This window comes from Arthrobacter alpinus (assembly GCF_001294625.1).
In the GTDB taxonomy this organism is placed as follows: Bacteria; Actinomycetota; Actinomycetes; order Actinomycetales; family Micrococcaceae; genus Specibacter; species Specibacter alpinus_A.
Genome location: NZ_CP012677.1, coordinates 2,391,533 through 2,408,940, shown reverse-complemented (window position 1 = coordinate 2,408,940; position 17,408 = coordinate 2,391,533). Strand labels below are relative to the sequence as shown.

The 17,408-nt window shown below is 56.0% G+C and carries 15 protein-coding genes; 13 read left to right on the top strand and 2 right to left on the bottom strand.

Going from position 1 to position 17,408, the window contains the following annotated elements:
* The 13 genes from AOC05_RS10845 to AOC05_RS10785 all read left to right on the top strand — a co-directional run bounded on the left by AOC05_RS10845 (position 1) and on the right by AOC05_RS10785 (position 15,853).
* Entirely contained in the window at positions 1 to 729 is a 729-nt protein-coding gene (locus tag AOC05_RS10845; RefSeq protein WP_062007231.1) for an ABC transporter ATP-binding protein, read from the top strand.
* 114 nt (positions 730 to 843) lie between these two features.
* A complete protein-coding gene (locus tag AOC05_RS10840; RefSeq protein WP_082357937.1) occupies positions 844 to 1,434 on the top strand; it encodes an acyltransferase in 591 nt (196 codons plus the stop codon).
* Complete coding sequence (locus AOC05_RS10835) at positions 1,431 to 2,522, top strand: DegT/DnrJ/EryC1/StrS family aminotransferase (RefSeq protein WP_062007229.1); 1,092 nt, start codon at positions 1,431 to 1,433, stop codon at positions 2,520 to 2,522. The genes AOC05_RS10840 and AOC05_RS10835 overlap by 4 nt, the downstream gene beginning before the upstream one ends.
* A complete protein-coding gene (locus AOC05_RS10830) occupies positions 2,523 to 3,509 on the top strand; it encodes a Gfo/Idh/MocA family protein (RefSeq protein WP_062007228.1) in 987 nt (328 codons plus the stop codon).
* Between the two features lie 439 nt (positions 3,510 to 3,948).
* The gene (locus tag AOC05_RS10825; protein ID WP_157374963.1) at positions 3,949 to 6,252 is read left to right on the top strand and encodes a hypothetical protein; all 2,304 of its coding nucleotides are present in this window, start codon (positions 3,949 to 3,951) and stop codon (positions 6,250 to 6,252) included.
* Entirely contained in the window at positions 6,249 to 7,232 is a 984-nt protein-coding gene (locus AOC05_RS10820) for a glycosyltransferase (protein WP_062007226.1), read from the top strand. Before AOC05_RS10825 ends, AOC05_RS10820 begins: the two co-directional genes overlap by 4 nt.
* 1,179 nt (positions 7,233 to 8,411) lie before the next feature.
* Positions 8,412 to 10,016: a hypothetical protein gene (locus AOC05_RS10815; protein WP_197277819.1), complete on the top strand. Its 1,605-nt coding sequence runs from the start codon at positions 8,412 to 8,414 to the stop codon at positions 10,014 to 10,016.
* Between the two features lie 264 nt (positions 10,017 to 10,280).
* Positions 10,281 to 11,423 (top strand): DegT/DnrJ/EryC1/StrS family aminotransferase, encoded by a 1,143-nt coding sequence (locus AOC05_RS10810; RefSeq protein WP_062007224.1) that lies wholly within the window; start codon positions 10,281 to 10,283, stop codon positions 11,421 to 11,423.
* A 40-nt stretch (positions 11,424 to 11,463) separates the two neighbouring features.
* Entirely contained in the window at positions 11,464 to 12,396 is a 933-nt protein-coding gene (locus AOC05_RS10805) for an NAD-dependent epimerase/dehydratase family protein (protein ID WP_062007223.1), read from the top strand.
* Positions 12,396 to 12,839: an acyltransferase gene (locus tag AOC05_RS10800; RefSeq protein WP_062007222.1), complete on the top strand. Its 444-nt coding sequence runs from the start codon at positions 12,396 to 12,398 to the stop codon at positions 12,837 to 12,839. The genes AOC05_RS10805 and AOC05_RS10800 overlap by 1 nt, the downstream gene beginning before the upstream one ends.
* Positions 12,839 to 13,894, top strand: coding sequence for a lysylphosphatidylglycerol synthase transmembrane domain-containing protein (locus tag AOC05_RS10795; protein ID WP_062007221.1), 1,056 nt, complete (start codon positions 12,839 to 12,841; stop codon positions 13,892 to 13,894). The genes AOC05_RS10800 and AOC05_RS10795 overlap by 1 nt, the downstream gene beginning before the upstream one ends.
* 68 nt (positions 13,895 to 13,962) lie before the next feature.
* The gene (lhgO, locus tag AOC05_RS10790) at positions 13,963 to 15,150 is read left to right on the top strand and encodes an L-2-hydroxyglutarate oxidase (protein ID WP_062007220.1); all 1,188 of its coding nucleotides are present in this window, start codon (positions 13,963 to 13,965) and stop codon (positions 15,148 to 15,150) included.
* 295 nt (positions 15,151 to 15,445) lie between these two features.
* Positions 15,446 to 15,853, top strand: coding sequence for an ISAs1 family transposase (locus AOC05_RS10785; RefSeq protein ID WP_062007219.1), 408 nt, complete (start codon positions 15,446 to 15,448; stop codon positions 15,851 to 15,853).
* 805 nt (positions 15,854 to 16,658) lie between these two features.
* On the opposite strand, the gene AOC05_RS20350 is transcribed toward AOC05_RS10785, so the two are convergent.
* Both AOC05_RS20350 and AOC05_RS20345 read right to left on the bottom strand, forming a co-directional pair.
* On the bottom strand, positions 16,659 to 17,006 hold the full coding sequence (locus AOC05_RS20350) for an ATP-binding protein (RefSeq protein ID WP_250636038.1): 348 nt from the start codon (positions 17,004 to 17,006) through the stop codon (positions 16,659 to 16,661).
* Positions 16,936 to 17,298 (bottom strand): ATP-binding protein, encoded by a 363-nt coding sequence (locus AOC05_RS20345; protein ID WP_250636037.1) that lies wholly within the window; start codon positions 17,296 to 17,298, stop codon positions 16,936 to 16,938. Before AOC05_RS20345 ends, AOC05_RS20350 begins: the two co-directional genes overlap by 71 nt.
* Positions 17,299 to 17,408 lie beyond the last annotated feature (110 nt).

The window sequence follows — 17,408 nt, the reverse complement described above, 5'->3', positions numbered from 1 at the left end:
ATGACCGTAGCAATTGAAGTTAAAGGCATCAGCAAGCAGTTCGTGCTGCGGCATTCCCGTTCGATCAAGGAAGCCTTTGTCTGGGTCGTCTCGGGCAGAAAAGGTGACCTATCTGAAAAGTTCCATGCTCTCAAAGATGTGAACCTTGAGGTCCGGCAAGGAGAAACTGTTGCGCTGCTTGGATTCAACGGATCGGGCAAGTCGACTTTATTGAAACACATTTCTGGCGTCATGATTCCGGATACTGGAACAGTGCGAACGAGAGGAAGAGTTGCCGGGCTGATCGAGGTCGGTGCAGGGTTTCACCACGACCTCTCAGGCAGGGAGAACGTCTACCTCAATGGCGCAATCCTGGGCATGACCGAAGAACAGATCAACGATCGCTTTGACTCGATTGTTGAATTTGCAGAAATCGGTCACTTCATTGACACGGAAGTTAAGTTTTATTCCTCCGGCATGTACCTACGACTGGCTTTTTCAGTTGCTGTTCACACCAATCCAGAAGTCTTTTTAGTTGATGAGATTCTTGCGGTTGGTGACGAGCCGTTCCAGCGGAAGTGCATAGCCAAAATACAAGAACTGGCAGCTGATGGCAGGACTTTGGTAGTTGTCAGCCATGATTTGGATTTGGTCGCACGCATTTGTGATCGGGGTGTTGTTCTGGATCACGGAAATGTAACGTTCGACGGGCCGATTCAGGAGGCGGTGGCAAAACTCCGTGGTCAGTAGCCGTTGACTTCCTGGTGGCCAGTCCGGCAGCCGGGAATATCCTGTTCAGGGTACTTTCTCCGATAGGATGGCAAGGTTGATTCATCTGAGGTGCTCCAGAAAGGACCGAAAACTTTGACCACGATTGCCCCAAGTGCCGATGTCTCCGAAGCGGCAGATATTGGCGAAGGTACCAAAATTTGGCACCTTGCCCAGGTTCGCGAAGGTGCAAAGCTAGGTAAGAACTGTATCGTTGGACGTGGTGCATATGTCGGTTCCGGCGTCACTATGGGTGACAACTGTAAGCTGCAGAACTATGCACTTGTTTATGAGCCCGCTCTACTGGGCAACGGCGTCTTCATCGGTCCAGCCGTGGTGCTTACGAATGACACCTACCCGCGGTCTGTTAGCCCCGATGGCACGTTAAAGAGCGCACAGGATTGGGAGCCTGCCGGAGTTACTATCGGTGACGGCGCTTCGATCGGCGCCCGAGCAGTATGCGTCGCCCCGGTATCTATTGGCAACTGGGCGACCGTCGCAGCGGGTGCCGTGGTTACCAAGGATGTTCCCGACTTTGCCTTGGTGGCCGGGGTTCCTGCTAGGCGTATCCGCTGGGTTGGGAAGGCTGGATTTCCGTTGACCAAAAACGGAGACTTTTGGATTTGCCCAGAAACGGGAAACAAGTATGTTGAAGAAAACGAAACCCTTCGAGAGGTCGAGGCATGAGCCCGGATTTCATTCCCCCCGCTAAGCCAATCATTGGCGACGACGAGCGTCGCGCAGTCGACGCTGTGCTGGCAAGCGGCCAGCTTGCGCAAGGCAGCGAAGTAGCCGAGTTTGAGAAAGAATTCTCTTCGGTGCTGTTGGACGGCCGTGCCGCAGTCGCTGTTAACTCAGGAACGTCAGGGCTACACCTTGGCTTGCTGGCCGCCGGCATTGGGCCTGGCGATGAAGTCATCGTCCCGTCGTTTACTTTTGCCGCGACGGCCAACTCTGTGGCGCTTACCGGGGCAACCCCGGTTTTCGCCGACATTGAGCTGGAGCACTACTGCCTTGACGCTGCAGACGTGGAAACGAAAATTACCGATCGCACGGCTGCGATCATGCCTGTGCACCTTTACGGGCACCCGTTCGAAACTGAGGCCTTTGATGCCATAGCTAACAAGCATAATGTTAAGTTGTTTGAGGACGCCGCCCAAGCGCACGGTGCTGCGGTCAATGGCAAGAAGGTCGGGACCTTTGGCGATTTTGCCATGTTCAGTCTTTATCCCACGAAGAATATGACATCAGGCGAGGGTGGCATGGTCAGCACCAACCTTCCTGAGGTGGAGCGCCGGCTGCGTTTGTTGCGTAACCAGGGCATGGAGCGGCAGTACGAGAACGAGCTGGTTGGCTTTAACGCCCGTATGACAAACATCCACGCGGCAATTGGCCGTGTCCAACTCACCAAGGTTGGAGCGTGGACCAGAACACGCCAGGCAAATGCCGCGTTTTTCGACGCCAATCTGGAAGGTATCACCACTCCCAAGGTGGCCCAAGGATACGAACACGTCTACCATCAGTACACCATCAAGGTGCCCGTGGATCGTGACGGTTTTGCCAAAGCACTCAAGGAAGAATTCAACATCGGTTGCGGTGTTTACTACCCAATCCCGAACCATAGACTGGTTCCATTCGCGACATCGGATGATTTGCCGAACACGGAAGAGGCCGCTCAAAGTGTCTTGTCCTTGCCGGTTCATCCATCACTGAGCAAGTCCGACTTGGAACGTATCGTTGAAGCCGTAAACACACTGGCGAAGGCAGGAAGCTAAATGGCAAAGTTGCGAGCGGGCCTTATCGGCCTCGGTATGATGGGCCGTCACCATGGGCGGGTCCTGCGCGAACTTGAAGGCGTTGAACTGGTGGCGGTCGCTGATGCATTTGGCGACCCCCACGGTGTGGCCGACGGTCTGAAGCTGTGCTCCAGCGTTGAGGAACTCATCGCCGAGGGTGTGGACATGGCTGTCGTCGCTGTTCCCACCATGCTGCATGAGGAAGTTGCGACGGCGTTGGCCGAAGCTGGTATCCATGCTCTGGTCGAAAAGCCAATCGCCATTGATTCGGCATCCGGGCGACGGATCTCTGATGCTTTTGACAAGAACTCTTTGGTGGGCGCAGTGGGACACATCGAACGGTTCAACCCTGCGCTGCAACGCCTGCGCCAACGCCTTGAGGCTGGTGATTTGGGTGAAGTTTACCAAATTCAAACACGCCGTCAGGGTCCGTTCCCGGCGCGGATCGCCGATGTCGGCGTGGTCAAGGATCTGGCAACACATGACTTCGACCTCACCGCTTGGCTGGCTCAAAGTCGCTTTACCTCCGTTTCTGCAGCAATCTCGAGACGCAGTGGACGGCCCCATGAGGACTTGGTGTCCGCCGTCGGCCATCTAGAGGGCGGCATCATCACCAACCATGTTGTCAACTGGGTTTCCCCGTTCAAGGAACGTCTGACAGTCGTGTCGGGCGAAGGCGGGGCCTTTGTAGCTGACACTGTCACAGCGGATCTGACCTTCATTGAAAATGGAACTTTTGAGACGGAATGGGATTCCGTGGCTGCTTTCCGTGGTGTCTCAGAAGGTTCATCCATCAGGTATGCCCTCGCCAAGCGTGAGCCGCTCAAGATGGAGCACGAGGCCTTCCGTGACGCCATTCTGGGTCGATCAATGAACGTTGTGACCATGAAAGAGGGGCTGGAGACGCTGCGCGTTGCCGAAGCCGTTTTGGAAGCGGGGACCAACGGAACTGTCGTCACCTTGTAGCTTTGTCCCAAGAGCAATTCGCGGAGTCCGCCACTCGGCCGGGGTTCGCGTTTTTGCGTCGGGGGACGGTTGGTGAGCATCCAGAAACGAATTGGCTCAACACTTGATTTTCCGGGAATGGTGAGTTCATTGATACAGTGGGTGAGGTTCTGCTCCTCCGGAATGCATCTTTGACGCGATTTTTCCATGAGCGCCACATAGACCCTGATTTGTTTTTATGTGAGGACACTTTGTCGGTGGGGGCGAGTCGTTCCAAAAGAAATGCATTGAGCGAACCTAGGCACTGGCCGACACTGGGAAGGCCCTGGTAGTTATCGGTCACTGAATTGAACTAGATTCCCGGCTATGTGAATGCAGTGTCCTTCTGGACCACGGCACAGTGACAATGGACGAGCCCGTCAAAGACGTGGTTACCCGGATGAGAGGAGAGGCGTAGCTGATGTCTGCCCTTATGCAAGACGATCGCCCGAATGAATCGAGCGACCGCGGCCCCAGAAATCGTGGTGCTGAAACGAGCAGTGTTCGCCGGGCCATGCCCATATTCTCCATGTTGGTTGTCGTCGCTGTTGGCGTGATCATGCCACTGCGCAACTCCTTCAACTTTTATTACTGGGACGACACCGCAGGTGCAGCAGTGGGTGTCTGGCAGCGTATTGCCGAGCAGATCCTGGCAGGACATTTGCCTCTGCTGCAGATTGACATGTGGCGTGGCGGCAATTTTGCAGCAGAGTCGGCCACAGGACTTTTCAACCCCGTCATGGTCGGACTCATGCTTGGGACATATCCCATCGATAACTTGGCTCTGGCCATATCTGTCGCGAAGTTTGCACTTTTCTTCATCATGGCCATTGGTGCGTATTTCCTGGCGCGCGCCTATGGTGCCAGGCCTTGGGCCAGCGCCATCATGGGTGCAGTTTTGCCGATTAGCGGTTACAACCTGTTTATGGATGGCACTGCCTGGATCAACGGGACAGCGATTATGGCTTTTACACCATGGCTGTGGTGGTCGGTCAAGCGCTACGTGGAAGGCCGGACCCCTATATTCGTCGTCGTATTGATGGTCTATCTGCTGGGATCAACCGGAAATCCCTATGGCCTACTTGCCGCAGCCGCAGTGATCGCCGCGTGCTGCATTGAGGCGGGGATACAAAAGAACTGGAAGGCTTTTCGAACGATAGTTTTGGCTGGCGCTTTGGGCGCCCTGGCCTGCGTTCTGATCTATCTGCCGTTCGTACTCACATCCTCAGTTGGTGTTCGCGCCGACAGCACCACCTTCAACGACGAATTCTTCTCTCCCAACCTCTCCGACATCATGGGATTGAGTACAGGAAGCTTCCAGATTTACGTTCGCGCATTCGGGTTGCCGTATTTCACTGTTCCGGTGGCTTATTTGGCGTGGTTTGTCATGCCGCTCCTTCCGTGGATCAAGTACAAATCGCTGGCCAAGGGCTGGAAAATCTGGTCCTCGGCCATCGCCTTCGGAATTTTCTACCTGTTTCTGGTTCTTGGTCCATCAAATCTGGGGATGTTCAGATGGCCCTTGAGGCTCATCCCCTTCTTCTACCTCGCGTTGTTGCTGATTTTTACACTGGCGTTGGACAAGGGATGGGGCAAGGATAAATTCAAGCTACGCGCTTCGTTGAGCTTTGGTATTGTCATATTTGGTGTCTGGCTGGCTTGGTCTGACCGGCCGGGGCCATGGAAATGGCATGCGCTGTTTGCCCTTGTGACGCTTATTTTAGTTGCCCTCTTTGTCTGGCGCCGCCCCACCGGCCGGCAGCTTTTCATGTTCCTTGGCATTACTACTTTGTTAGTGCTGTTCATGCAGACATCCTTTATGAAGACCAACGACAATGTAGCAAACTACAACTTCCCGCAGTCCCGCAGTGCCATGAAGAGCAATTTTGATGCAAAGTACAAGGGTCTCACTGTGGTCGTTGCCAACCGTGACACGCTCCCGGCCGGCGCACTTGCGCCTGATCGTGCGTGGAAAGACATTCTTTTCGGCAACATGTTTGCCGCGGTCGGCGTGGAATCAACCACTTCCTATTCTGGCATCGGCTTTACCAAGCTGGACAATGCTCTGTGTGCGAGTTACTACGGCGGAAGCTGTGTTGATGCCTGGGCTTCCTTGTGGCAGAAACCAGCTGGATCGAGTTTCGTGTTGGCGGACATGATGCGAGTACAAACAGTGGTTCGCTGGAATGATCCGGTTCCAGAGAGTCCTGGCAGTCCTCATGGAACGGATGTGACATCACCGCCTGCGCCTGAAGGATGGACAAAGGTCTCTGAAGATAATCAGGTCAGTGTCTACACCCGGGATGCACCTTTTGAATTCGAGGAGGGCCGGGTCAGCACCCATGGGGCTGACGTGCAAGTCAACAGTAATGTCTCACTCAGTGATACCCGGGAAACGGCTAACGTCTCGGCTACTGATGGCAATGACAGAATTGTTTCGTTTGCACGGCTCAACTGGCCGGGGTACACAGCAACTCTTGACGACAACAGCATCCCCGTCATGACGGGGCCCGCTGGGCTCCTGCAGGTAGAGGTGCCCGCCGGAACGCAGAAGAAGGATTTGGTACTCAGCTTTACCCCACCAGGATTCACAGCAGGGATTGGTGCCTTGGCGCTGGCGTTGCTGGGAACCATTGGCCTTGAAGTCTGGGATGTTCGACGGCGCCGAAAGGCAGCGGACGTCCTTTCAAATGGGAATTCCAAGGAAATCAGGAACCGATCATGACCGATACCGTACGTGAAACCAAACTTGTCAGTTTAATTTTTCCGGCCTACGACGAGATTGAGCATGTTGAGGGCATGCTCGAGTTCTATCGTGAGATCAAGTCCACCTTTCGGGACTTAGACTTCGAAATGCTGGTTGTTGACGATGGCTCTTCAGATGGAACTGGCGAGGCAATTCTGGCGGGGACGGTGCCGGGAGAATCGGTTTCCGTCCTGACCCTTTCGCGCAATTGGGGGTCACACGCCGGGATCACCGCTGGGCTCGAACACTGCTCAGGTGATGCTGCCATCACACTCAGCGCGGATCTCCAGGAGCCGCTGAGTGCGATTGCAGATTTCTTGGCGAAGTGGCGGGAAGGCAATGAAATTGTATGGGGACTCCGTTCGGTGCGCGCTGCCAAAAAGGGCGCCAACGACCTGCTGTCCACTACGTTCTCCCACGTACTGAATACAAACTCTGTCATCCCCACTTACCCAAAGGAGGGGCCATCTCAGATTCTGGTCAGCCGCCAGGTCATCGAGGTTATTCGGGCGATGCCGGAGGCCAACCGCAACGTCCTCGGTATGATCGCCTGGACGGGTTTTAGCCAGACGCACATCTTCTTCGAGCAGATGCCCCGCCCTCACGGAGCCAGTAAGTGGACCCGTAAGAAGAAGATCAAACTGGTCATGGATTCCTTCGTGGAGTTCTCCAGCGCCCCCTTGCAGTGGTTGGGCCTGGGCGGAGTAATCTTGGCTTCCTTGGGTGGTCTGGCACTGCTCGCCGCAATCGTGCTCATGATTTTTGGCAAGGGCATACCTGGTGGACTTACTCTCTTGGGCGGCCTGATTGGATTGGTCGGCGGAGCTCTTCTGATCGGGTTACAAACCGTTGGAGAATACGTGTGGCGAGCTGGTGACGACTCCCGCCGTCGTCCTGTTTACATCCTCTCGAGTCGCAGGTACTCGGCAGACTTGGGTGCTGAAGCAAAGGAAAGTTAGGACGTGCAACGAGGAGGTGCCAAGACTGTCACCTGTCTGGAGACCTCCAGTACGTGGCACCGGCAATTCCGGACCCATGGGGGTTAGTAAGCTTCCAACAGTCGGCACCTGCGGTGTACAGGAAATCAATGGCTCCGCTGTTCGGAATTCCTTGACCCGTTCCATACAGGCTCAGCCCGTGAAGATGCAGAAAGTAAAGCGAATGATTAGCAACATGACTGTGCCAAAAACGAGATGGCTGGATAGCGGTAGCCGCTTTGTCTCTCCATCCTTTCCTGCCTCTGAGGTCCATATAGGTGCGGTCTGCTCCACGGAGGGGAAATCCTCGATGGTCTTGAAATCACTGGTAGGTCTTCATTTGTTCCCCATAGTCCTAAAGCCACGTGCCGTGCACTTCCTCGCGATGTTCGAGTGCGGCGGTGGCAACCCAGGAGAACTCCAAGGCTTGAGCGTTCTAAGCAATGAATCGGCCGTGAGCACCTCGTGAGTCTGCCAGTATCACCAACTGATTCCGTGGCTGTCACGGAGGCTCCCGTGCACCAATTTGCCGGCGGCCGGCGGGCACGTTCTCGCAGGCCCAGGACTAGGGACGTCTTGATCGTTTTCACAGTGGCTGCGCTTACGGGTGTCATCCTCCGCCTGTTCGTCCCAGGACTTTACTACTGGGGCGACAACGCCGATTCCTTCATTCCGTTGTGGCATCGATTTGGCCAAGATCTTCGGCAAGGACAATGGCTGACGATGGATCCTTCAGGGTGGGGCGGTGGGAACTATGCGGCCGAGGCAGCCTATGGGATCTTTAATCCTGTGACGCTGTTCAATGGGGTGCTGATCTCGTTTCTGCCGAATCTAGGCTGGGGTGCGACCCTCATCATGGTCGAGTTCCTTGCCCTTTTAGGTGTTGGCGTTTACTGCTTGTCCGTGAGCTACGGGTCCGCACGCTGGCCGGCGATCGCGGTTGCCACGGCCGTGCCCTTCGGAGGGTTCACCTTTTTCTATGGCGCCAACAACTGGGCCTCTGGCCTCATGGCGTTGACTTGGGTGGTCCTTTTTTGGTGGTCCGCGCACAATACGAGCTTGGGCATTCGAGGCCCGCTGTTGGCATTCGTCTTCGGTGCCTTGGCAGTGACTACGGGCAACCCCTATGCAATCTTTGGGATCCTTGCAGTTTTGATTGCCTTGGGCATTGAACTGCTCCTGTACCGGCAGTGGCTCCGCTTCGTGAATATGGTCTTTCTGGGGCTGGCCATCGGCGCGGTGGTCTTGTTGGTGTTCTTGCCATTGATGGAATCAAGTTCGGTTCTTATGCGCCAACCAGTGACAGAGGCCATGAATTCGGGGTATTTGCGACCCCAACTTGGTGACTTGTTTGCGCTTAGCCTGCCCGGCTTCCAACCACACTTCTCGGCTTGGTACCAGATTCGTGACGTTGTCCCATCCACCTATCTAGCCTGGTTTGTGGCTCCACTGCTCCCGTGGATCAACATCGGATTCTTCAAGGAGCGCTGGCGTTCGCTTATCAGCCTGTTCCTTTTTGCTGGACTCTACCTCCTGTTGGTTCTCGCACCCTCGGAGCTTTGGCTGTTTCGCTGGCCGCTTCGCACCATTGAGTACTTCTATGTAGCTGTTGCCGTGCTCTTTAGTGTTGCTATCAGTGGCGGTTTGGCATCGAACCATAGAAAGATCCGACTCGGCGCAACGTCCGCCATTCTCCTGTTTGGCTACTATTATGCTTGGGCGGAGACTCCCCAGAATGCGGGGTTCCACTTTCTGATTTTTGCTGTCTTAGTCGCAGCGACAGCGACGGCACTGCTGTTTAATTGGAAAGTCGGCATCAAGGGGCTGGTTGTTGTGATGGTCTCCGGCACCGTCGTGGTGACCGCGATTATAACGCCACATTATTTTTGGACCCAGCATGAGTTTGGGTACGATGCCGACATCAGGCAGGTTCAAGATCTGAATGTCGTGACTGACAGGAACAAGTCATTGACCGGAAATGTGCTGATCCAGTCGAGCCTCAGCAAACCCGATAGCCAGGCAGCTATTCTCTCTGGCGACATCATTTCCGGGAACGTCAGCGCAGCCGCAGGCATCGACACGCTGGGACGGTACACCGGGATCGGTTTTTCGGCCTTCTCGGACGCCTTGTATCTGGACTACCGGGGCGCCCCGGTTTACCCGTTTGCTGTGACGGCCCTTTTCCTTCCCGCAGGAGGTGGATTCAACGGAACCTTGGCAGATTCGTTGCGCGTGGACTCGGTTGTGGTGCAGAAAGGGTTCCACAATGACAATTTTCTCTCCATCATCCCGGACACGTGGGAAGTTACCTCGGATGACCAGTATCGGTACGTACTGCACCGCAAGGCATCCTTCAACCCTGGTGGAACAGTCTCGTTGGCCACCAGCGACATTGCCATCTTGAACGCAGACTCTTCCCCCCATCATGAAGAACTGCGTGTGGATGCCCAAGAGGCTGGATCGTTGCTCTTTGCGAGACTGGCGTGGCCAGGGTACCGGGCCACAATTGACGGGCAAAGCGTTCCTGTCAGTCAAGGACCGGCGGGTTTGCTGATGTTGGATGTTCCTTTAGGAGAGCACACGGTAGTCATTGACTACCGTACACCTGGGCTCCGACCAGGACTTGCTGCTGTGGCCCTGGCATCAATCGCGGTGGTGGTGGGCCAGATCCTCTTCCAACGCGGTATGGTTCTTGGCGGAACTGGCACGACCTCCGGGTTCGGTAAACGCCGAAATCGGAAATCTCAGACAGACGCTTCAGACTAAAGGAAATGAGTGCTGAAGGGGGCGTCGGTATTTTTACTCTACGCGGGTATCCTTGGGCTTATGCCTACCCAGTCGCTGCGAAATCCCCTACCGTGGAGCATAGGGCAGTAGGGCGATGTCCCGTTGGCATGGGGCATTTACTGCTAGTATTTGAAACGGTGCAGGCCACTGCCTAGTCATCTGGCGGCACGAGAAGACCGCAGGAAATTCATAGACGGCTCTGACGCACTACGACGAAGTCAGGGTACTAAACATTGGAGCACGATGGTACGGCAGATTCCCTTGGGACAACCAACGGTAGGACAAGAAGAACTGGATGCTGTAAAGGCAGTATTTGACTCAGGCTGGTTGTCTGGTGCGGGTCCGTCTTGCAAAGCTTTTGAGGAAGAATTTGCGGCGGCCATCGGTGTTCCCAAGGCGCTTTCGACGTCCAATTGCGGCTCTGCCTTGCACCTCGGATTGATGGTTTCAGGCGTCAAGCCCGGCGATGAAGTCATTGTTGCCGACTATACGTTCCCAGCTACCGGTCACTCTGTAAAATGGGCGGGAGCGACGCCCGTTTTTGCCGACGTCCGTGAAGATATTTGGACGATCGATCCCGCGGCTGCCGAGGCATCCATTACTGACAAGACCGTCGGAATTATTGCCGTCGACGCTTTTGGTCAGCCGGCAGACTACGACGAGCTCAACGCCATTGCCACGAAACATGGGCTTTGGGTCATGGAAGATGCAGCTTGCGCGGCCGGTGCCACATACAAGGGTAAGCCCGCCGGAAACCTCGCTGATATTGCTGCCTTCAGCTTCCACGGACGCAAGGGAATCACCGCTGGCGAGGGCGGGGCACTGACAAGTTCCAATCCTGAGCTGATTGAACACGCACGCAAGCTACACACCTACGGGATTGCCCCGGCACTGACGCGTGAGGGTTCAATGGATCTGCCTGTCCCCTCCTTTGATGAGCTCGGCTACAACTACAGAATGTCAGATATCGCAGCGGGAATCATGCGCGTGCAGCTAAAGCGGATGCCGGCATTGATGGCTGCCCGCAACCGGGCAGCTGATCAGTACCATGAGCTGATCTCCGACATAGAGGGCTTGACCATACCGGCGGCCCTTGCCGATAGAACACACCCCTATCAGTCCTACGTTTTGACTTTCGACCCGTCCATCGATCGTGGTGCTGTGGCTATGGCCCTGCGTGAAAACGGGGTTGGTTGCAACTTCGGCACCTACGCCTCGCATTTGCAGCCGCTGTATAAATCCAACGCCGTGTGTGAAGTTTCTGCGAGCTTGTTTGGACGACAGTTGGCAATTCCTATGCACGCGGAGCTCAGCGAAGATGACGTGAGCTACGTGGCCGAAACCCTGCGCACAGTGATGGCCACCGCGGCCGTCCGGAATGCATAAACCACACTTTAGCGAATAAACAATCAAGGAGTAATTTTTCATGGCCGAAGATAAGATAGTCTTCTTCACCGGTGGTGCTGGCTGGATTGGTCTCAAGACCATTCCGATGTTGCTCGAAAAGGGATACAAGGTTCGTATCTTTGACAACATGTTCCGAGGCGACCGCGACGCCGCGAACAAGTTGGTCGAAACCGGTATGGTGGAGATCGTCGACGAGGATGTCCGCTATGGTGGCGCAGTGTATGCCGCCATGAAGGGATGCACCCATGTCATTCACGCGGCAGCCGACTCGGTGAACCGCAGCCAGGCGGCTCCGTACGAGTCCATGGACATCAATGTTGTCGGTAGCCACAACGTGTTTGCTGCCGCAGCTGACCTTGGCATTGAGCGCGTCGTGTTCTGCTCCAGCGCTTCCGTTTATGGAGACCCGGAAAAGCTTCCCATGCACGAGGACGACATGCTGCGTCCCATTACGCCGTACTGCATCACCAAGCGGGCCAGTGAAGATATCTTGGCGTACTATGGACGCCGGTCGGGCCTGTCCTGGAATGCACTTCGATTCTTCAATGTTTACGGCCCTGGCCAGAAGTTGACTGCTTACTACACTTCGGTGATCAACCACTTTGTCGCTCGCATCAAGAATGGTGAGCCGCCTGTAATTGACGGCAAGGGCGAGCAGTCCATGGACTTCATCCATGTCCACGACATCGCCCGAGGTATCGTTGCAGCGCTCGAGTCCGAACAGGACAAAATGGCAATCAACTTGGGCACGGGCATCGACACATCAGTGGCCGATCTTGCACACATCTTGATCAAGGCAGTTGGCGCCGATGTCGAGCCCATCTTCAACCCCCGCGACGTGATTGTTAGCCGCCGTGCGGCAGACATCACCCGTGCAAAGGAAGTTTTGGGTTGGGAACCTACCATTAAGGTTGCTGACGGCATGACCGAGCTCATCCTCAACGGTAACTAATGACTCGGACAGCCGGAAAGCTACCTGACAACGACTACCACGAGGCCTCCTGGTTTGTGGGCGAGCCGGCGATAGGCGATGGTACCTGGATCGGTGCGTTTACGGTGATTGATGGTTCTGGCGGGCTAGTCATTGGTGCCGACTGCGACATCAGTTCTGGAGTGCATATTTACACGCACTCTTCGGCCAAGCGGTGTGTCTCTGGCAGGCGTTTTGAGACAGTGGAACGGGAACCAGTGAGTATTGGCGACCGCGTCTTTATTGGCGCCAATGCTGTGGTGATGAAGGGTGTCACGATTGGTGATGAGGCAGTGATTGGAGCGGGAGCAGTTGTGACCTCGGATGTTCCAGCTCGGACTGTTGTTGCGGGCGTACCCGCCAAAGTGACTGCCACTGTCAGTTTTTCCGATGATGGAATCCCGATATTCGCGAAGGTAGGGTAATGGTGGTTTTGAACAATGGGCGGGCAGCCGAGGAGCTGCCCCCCTTGAGTGTCAACACCGAGGCGCAGGAAAAAGTGCCTACCCATGGCGAACACAAGTCGAGACCGACTCTCAAATCTCGCCTTTCATTGCTTGTCAGAATTCTCCTTATTGCCTCGGCGATCATTTTTGCTGTGGTCTTTATCCAAAGTCAATGGGCAGAAGTCACAAGTGCCTTGGTCAAATTGTCCTTTCCAATGGTCTTGCTGTCCTTCCTGGCTGTCATGGCAGGAATTCTGTGCGGCTTGATGAGCTGGCAGGTACTGTTGGAGCATTTGGGCCCAAATGTTGGCGTTCTTCGTGGGGCCCAGATTTTCCTCGTGGGTTCCATTGGCAAATATGTGCCTGGCTCCGTTTGGGCATACATCCTTCAAATTGAGTTAGGAAGCCGCTACGGGGTTGCCCGTGCCCGCGTTTTTGCAGCAACACTGTTCTCGGTGGCTGTGGCAGCCGTTGGATCCTTGCTTGCGGGTGGGCTGATTGTCCCCATGTTGGCGAAGAACCAGCCTGTCTTCCTTTGGCTCTACGCTTTACTGCCCATTGGCCTGATCATGTTGCATCCGCGCGTGTTGACCCGGCTGGCGAGGCTAGGATTCAAGATCCTGCGTAAGCCACGGCCTGATCACGGTCTCGGATACAAGGTTGTGGCATCCTCATTGGGGTGGGCACTGGCTGCCTACTGCCTCTACGGACTGCACCTGTACATTTTGGCATCCAGTATTGGGTTCTCCGGCCCCGGTGAGCTGGCATCCGCCGTTGGGGCCATGGGTATCGGGATGATTGCCGGTCTGCTGGCCTTTTTCCTCCCGTCAGGATTGGGTGCACGTGAGGCAGTCATCGTGTTGGTCCTTGGCCCGTCCTTGGGTGTGGGAACCGCGACGGCGTTTGCGTTGCTTTCGAGGGTAATGTTCACTATCGCGGACCTGGCCATGGCCGGATGCGCCGCCTTGACGGCCGTTAGGCAAAATCGGCATTCCCAACCGTTGCATGTGCTTGAAAAGCCTGAATCAGACTAAAGACTCAATCGAGCGAAACTACTGGGCTCGCACCAGCGGTGTCCGGCAGAAAGAAAAGTAGGTAGAACATGTCCAGGGTCATCGTTGTTGGTGCAGGAATCGTTGGACTGGCCGTGGCCAACGCTTTGCAGGATCGGGGAGACACCGCTGTTGTCCTCGAAAAGGAATCTTCCGAAGCTAGGCACCAGACTGGGCGCAATTCAGGTGTGATTCATTCCGGTCTGTACTACGTCCCGGGGAGCCTGAAGGCCACCATGGCTGTGGCAGGAGCCAGGTCCATGGTGGAATTTGCCGCCAAGCATGGAGTTGAACACGATATCTGCGGTAAGTTGGTGGTCGCCGTCACCGACGATGAAGTCCCTGCCCTGCAAAAACTCTACGAGCGGGGCCAAGCAAACGGTGTGCCGTGCCGGATGATTACTGCTGAGGAGGCTCGCGAATACGAGCCTCATGTTTCATGCGTGGCCGCCTTGCGAGTCGAGAGCACGGGAATTGTTGACTATAAGGGGATCTGTTCCACTCTAGTTGATCTCATCCGTGATTCAGGGGGCGAAATCCGGTTTGACGCGGAGGTCACTGCCATCGCGACAACCGCCGCGGGCGTCACCGTGACAACCACCACCGGTGACGTAACTGGCGACTACCTGGTGAACTGCGCTGGACTGTACAGTGACCGGATCGCTGTAGCTGCCGGACTTAGGCCGGAGGCTCGGATCATCCCCTTCCGGGGTGAGTACTTTGAACTTCGCCCGGAGGCTCAGCACTTGGTCAAGGGCCTGATCTATCCGGTTCCGGATGCACGGTTCCCGTTCCTAGGTGTGCACCTGACAAAAATGATCGAGGGAGGAGTGCACGCCGGACCCAACGCCGTTTTTGCCTTCGCGCGTGAGGGCTACGGCTGGACCAAGATCAACGTCCGTGAGTTGCTTTTGAGTGCTACTTGGCCCGGGCTTTGGGTGTTGGGTGCAAAGTTCATCGGCCCCGCCTTGAGTGAAACGTGGCGCTCGATCTCGCGACCCAAGTTTGCAGCGAGTCTTCGCCGCCTTGTCCCGGCTATTCGGAATGCTGACTTAGTGCCCACGCATTCTGGCGTGCGGGCCCAAGCTATGTTGCGCAATGGGGCCATGGTGGATGATTTCCTCTTCCAATACGCACCAAGGCAAATCCATGTTCTCAATGCGCCTTCGCCGGCAGCGACTGCTGCATTTGAGATCGCAAATAGTATTGTCAGTGAGCTGGCCAAGAACCGGGACTAGTTTCAAGAGGTCTTCTTTGTGTGCTCGCGGACACTGAATTATGCCCATTCGCGGCCAAGTGGAGTGCCAGGCGCGTCCAGGGTGATTGCAAAGTCGTTTGTGAGAATTCCGCGTCTCAAAATATGAGACGTTGATACTGGTATTGGGTGTTTTGCCGGGCATGACCCTATGTGAGACTGACGGCTCCAGGCGGGGTTTTGTCTTGAATCTGATCTGCCTGCTCGGCGGACGCCTTTTATTAGGTGGCGGTCAAGCGGGCATGACCATATACAAGCGGGCATGACCTTATAGGAGCTTGAGCACGGCCAGTGATCTCGTCAACGTCTTGTCTGCCAGCCTGGACCAGCTGGCCGGGGCATGGGCCCAATCCAGGACAGAGGTGGCTGTCATCGCCATTGACGGTAAGGAAGTCCGTGGCGCCAAGATCGCCGGAGGCACCAGAATCCAGCTCCTGGCCGGCATCGACCAAGCTACCGGGGCCGTGCTCGTGCAACAGAACGTGTCGGAGTGGCATAATGAGATCACCTATTTCAAGCCGTTGCTGGAAGAGGTCACGAACCTTGACGGTGTGGTCATCACTGCCGATGCGTTGCATACCCAGCGTGAGCACGCCCAGTACCTCCTTTCCCGCGGAGCCCACTATGTGCTGACCGTGAAACGGAACCAACCCAAACTTCACGAGCAATTGTGCGCCCTGCCATGAAAGCAGGTCCGTGCCGGGCACAAGAACCACACAACCGCCAACGGGCGTGAAGTCCAGCGGACCGTCAAATGCGTGACCGTGGCAGCCGGGATCAATTTCCCACACGCCGCCCCAAGGCGCCCAGAGCACCCGCGAGTCGCGGCCCCTCGGGACCAGGAAGTGGTCAACTGAGACCGTCGATATCGTCACTTCACTGACTCCAGCCCAAGGGAAGCCCGAGCTCATCGGCAACTTGATCCGTGGCCACTGGGGAATTTGAAAACGGTTTGCACTTCCGCCGGGACGTGACCTGGCGGGAAGACTCCAGCCAGATCCGAAAAGACAACGCCCCCTGAGTCATGGCCTCTCTCAGGAATATCGCTATCACGATTATGTCTCTGGCAGGCGAACCCAACCACGCCAAAGCCACCCGAGCCGCCCACAACTACCCGCACCGCGCACTCAAACTCGCCGGCCTAAATATCAGCTAAACGACTTTGCAGCCGCGTGTGTCACGAATATCGAAGGGAGTCCCATGAAGTAGGCGGGATTCGTTGTTGATAATGCTCTTCAAGAGATGAAGGTATGGCCCTTCGGAGCCGCCCTGCGCTGGGTGGTTTCAAACCGCCTCGTGCTGCGTTGGTTGAAGACCGTCGTGGTGAGCGATCGATGGCAAATTCGGCAAGAAGGTACGGTCAGTCCGGGTAGGTGGTACCGCTGATTTCGGGGACCGGGTATTGGCCAGAAACCGGTGTTCTTGATTTCTAGCCAATACCCGGGTTGACCGCCGGCGGGAGCGGTTCACTCCGTTGGCAGGGTGTGGCAGTTATTCCCAGTGGTTGGTCGCGCCGCGGGCTTCTTCGGCATGCAGCCGGCGCATGTCGATGACGCCGAGGCTGATCGTGCGGGCCCGGCTGGCGAGCCGGTTCACGATGGAGTCAGCGGCTGCCCTCTCCGGCAGGCTCTCTATCCAGTATCTCGGCCCGGAGTGGCTGGCGATCATGGTGGGCAGGCGTTGGTCCCTGTTGACTAGGATCGTGAAAAGGTCGTTCGCGGCGGTCTCATCGATGCCGATGGTAAGGAAATCATCGACGATGAGCAGGTCAACGCTGCTGAGTTTGTTCAGCAGGTTTTGGTGGGGGGATCCTAACGCCGCGGGAGATTGCCAGTTCAAGTGCCAGCTGGTCCATGCGGGTGTAGTGGACTGATTGTTCCCCGTGACACGCAGCGATTCCTATGGCGCAGGCGATGTAGGTTTTCCCGGCGCCGGGGGGATAAATCAACAGTAGGTTCGTCGGGTTAGCCCGCCAGTCGTGGGCTGCGTAGCGTTGCATCCGCACCAAGGAGACTCCGCGTTCTGGCAGGTACCGTATCTCTTCGATCGACGCGTCCGGGATGGGGAATCTCGCCTTGCTAATGAGCTTGTCGTTCCGGGTTGAGCGCCGGACCTCCAACGCCTCATCCACAGCGGTCAGGAAGAGCTCCTCGGGTCTTTTGAGGTCATTGCCATCGTCCTTGAGGAGTTCCTCCAGTTGGAGGCGACCTGAGTGATGCGCAACGCCCGGAATTTCTCATA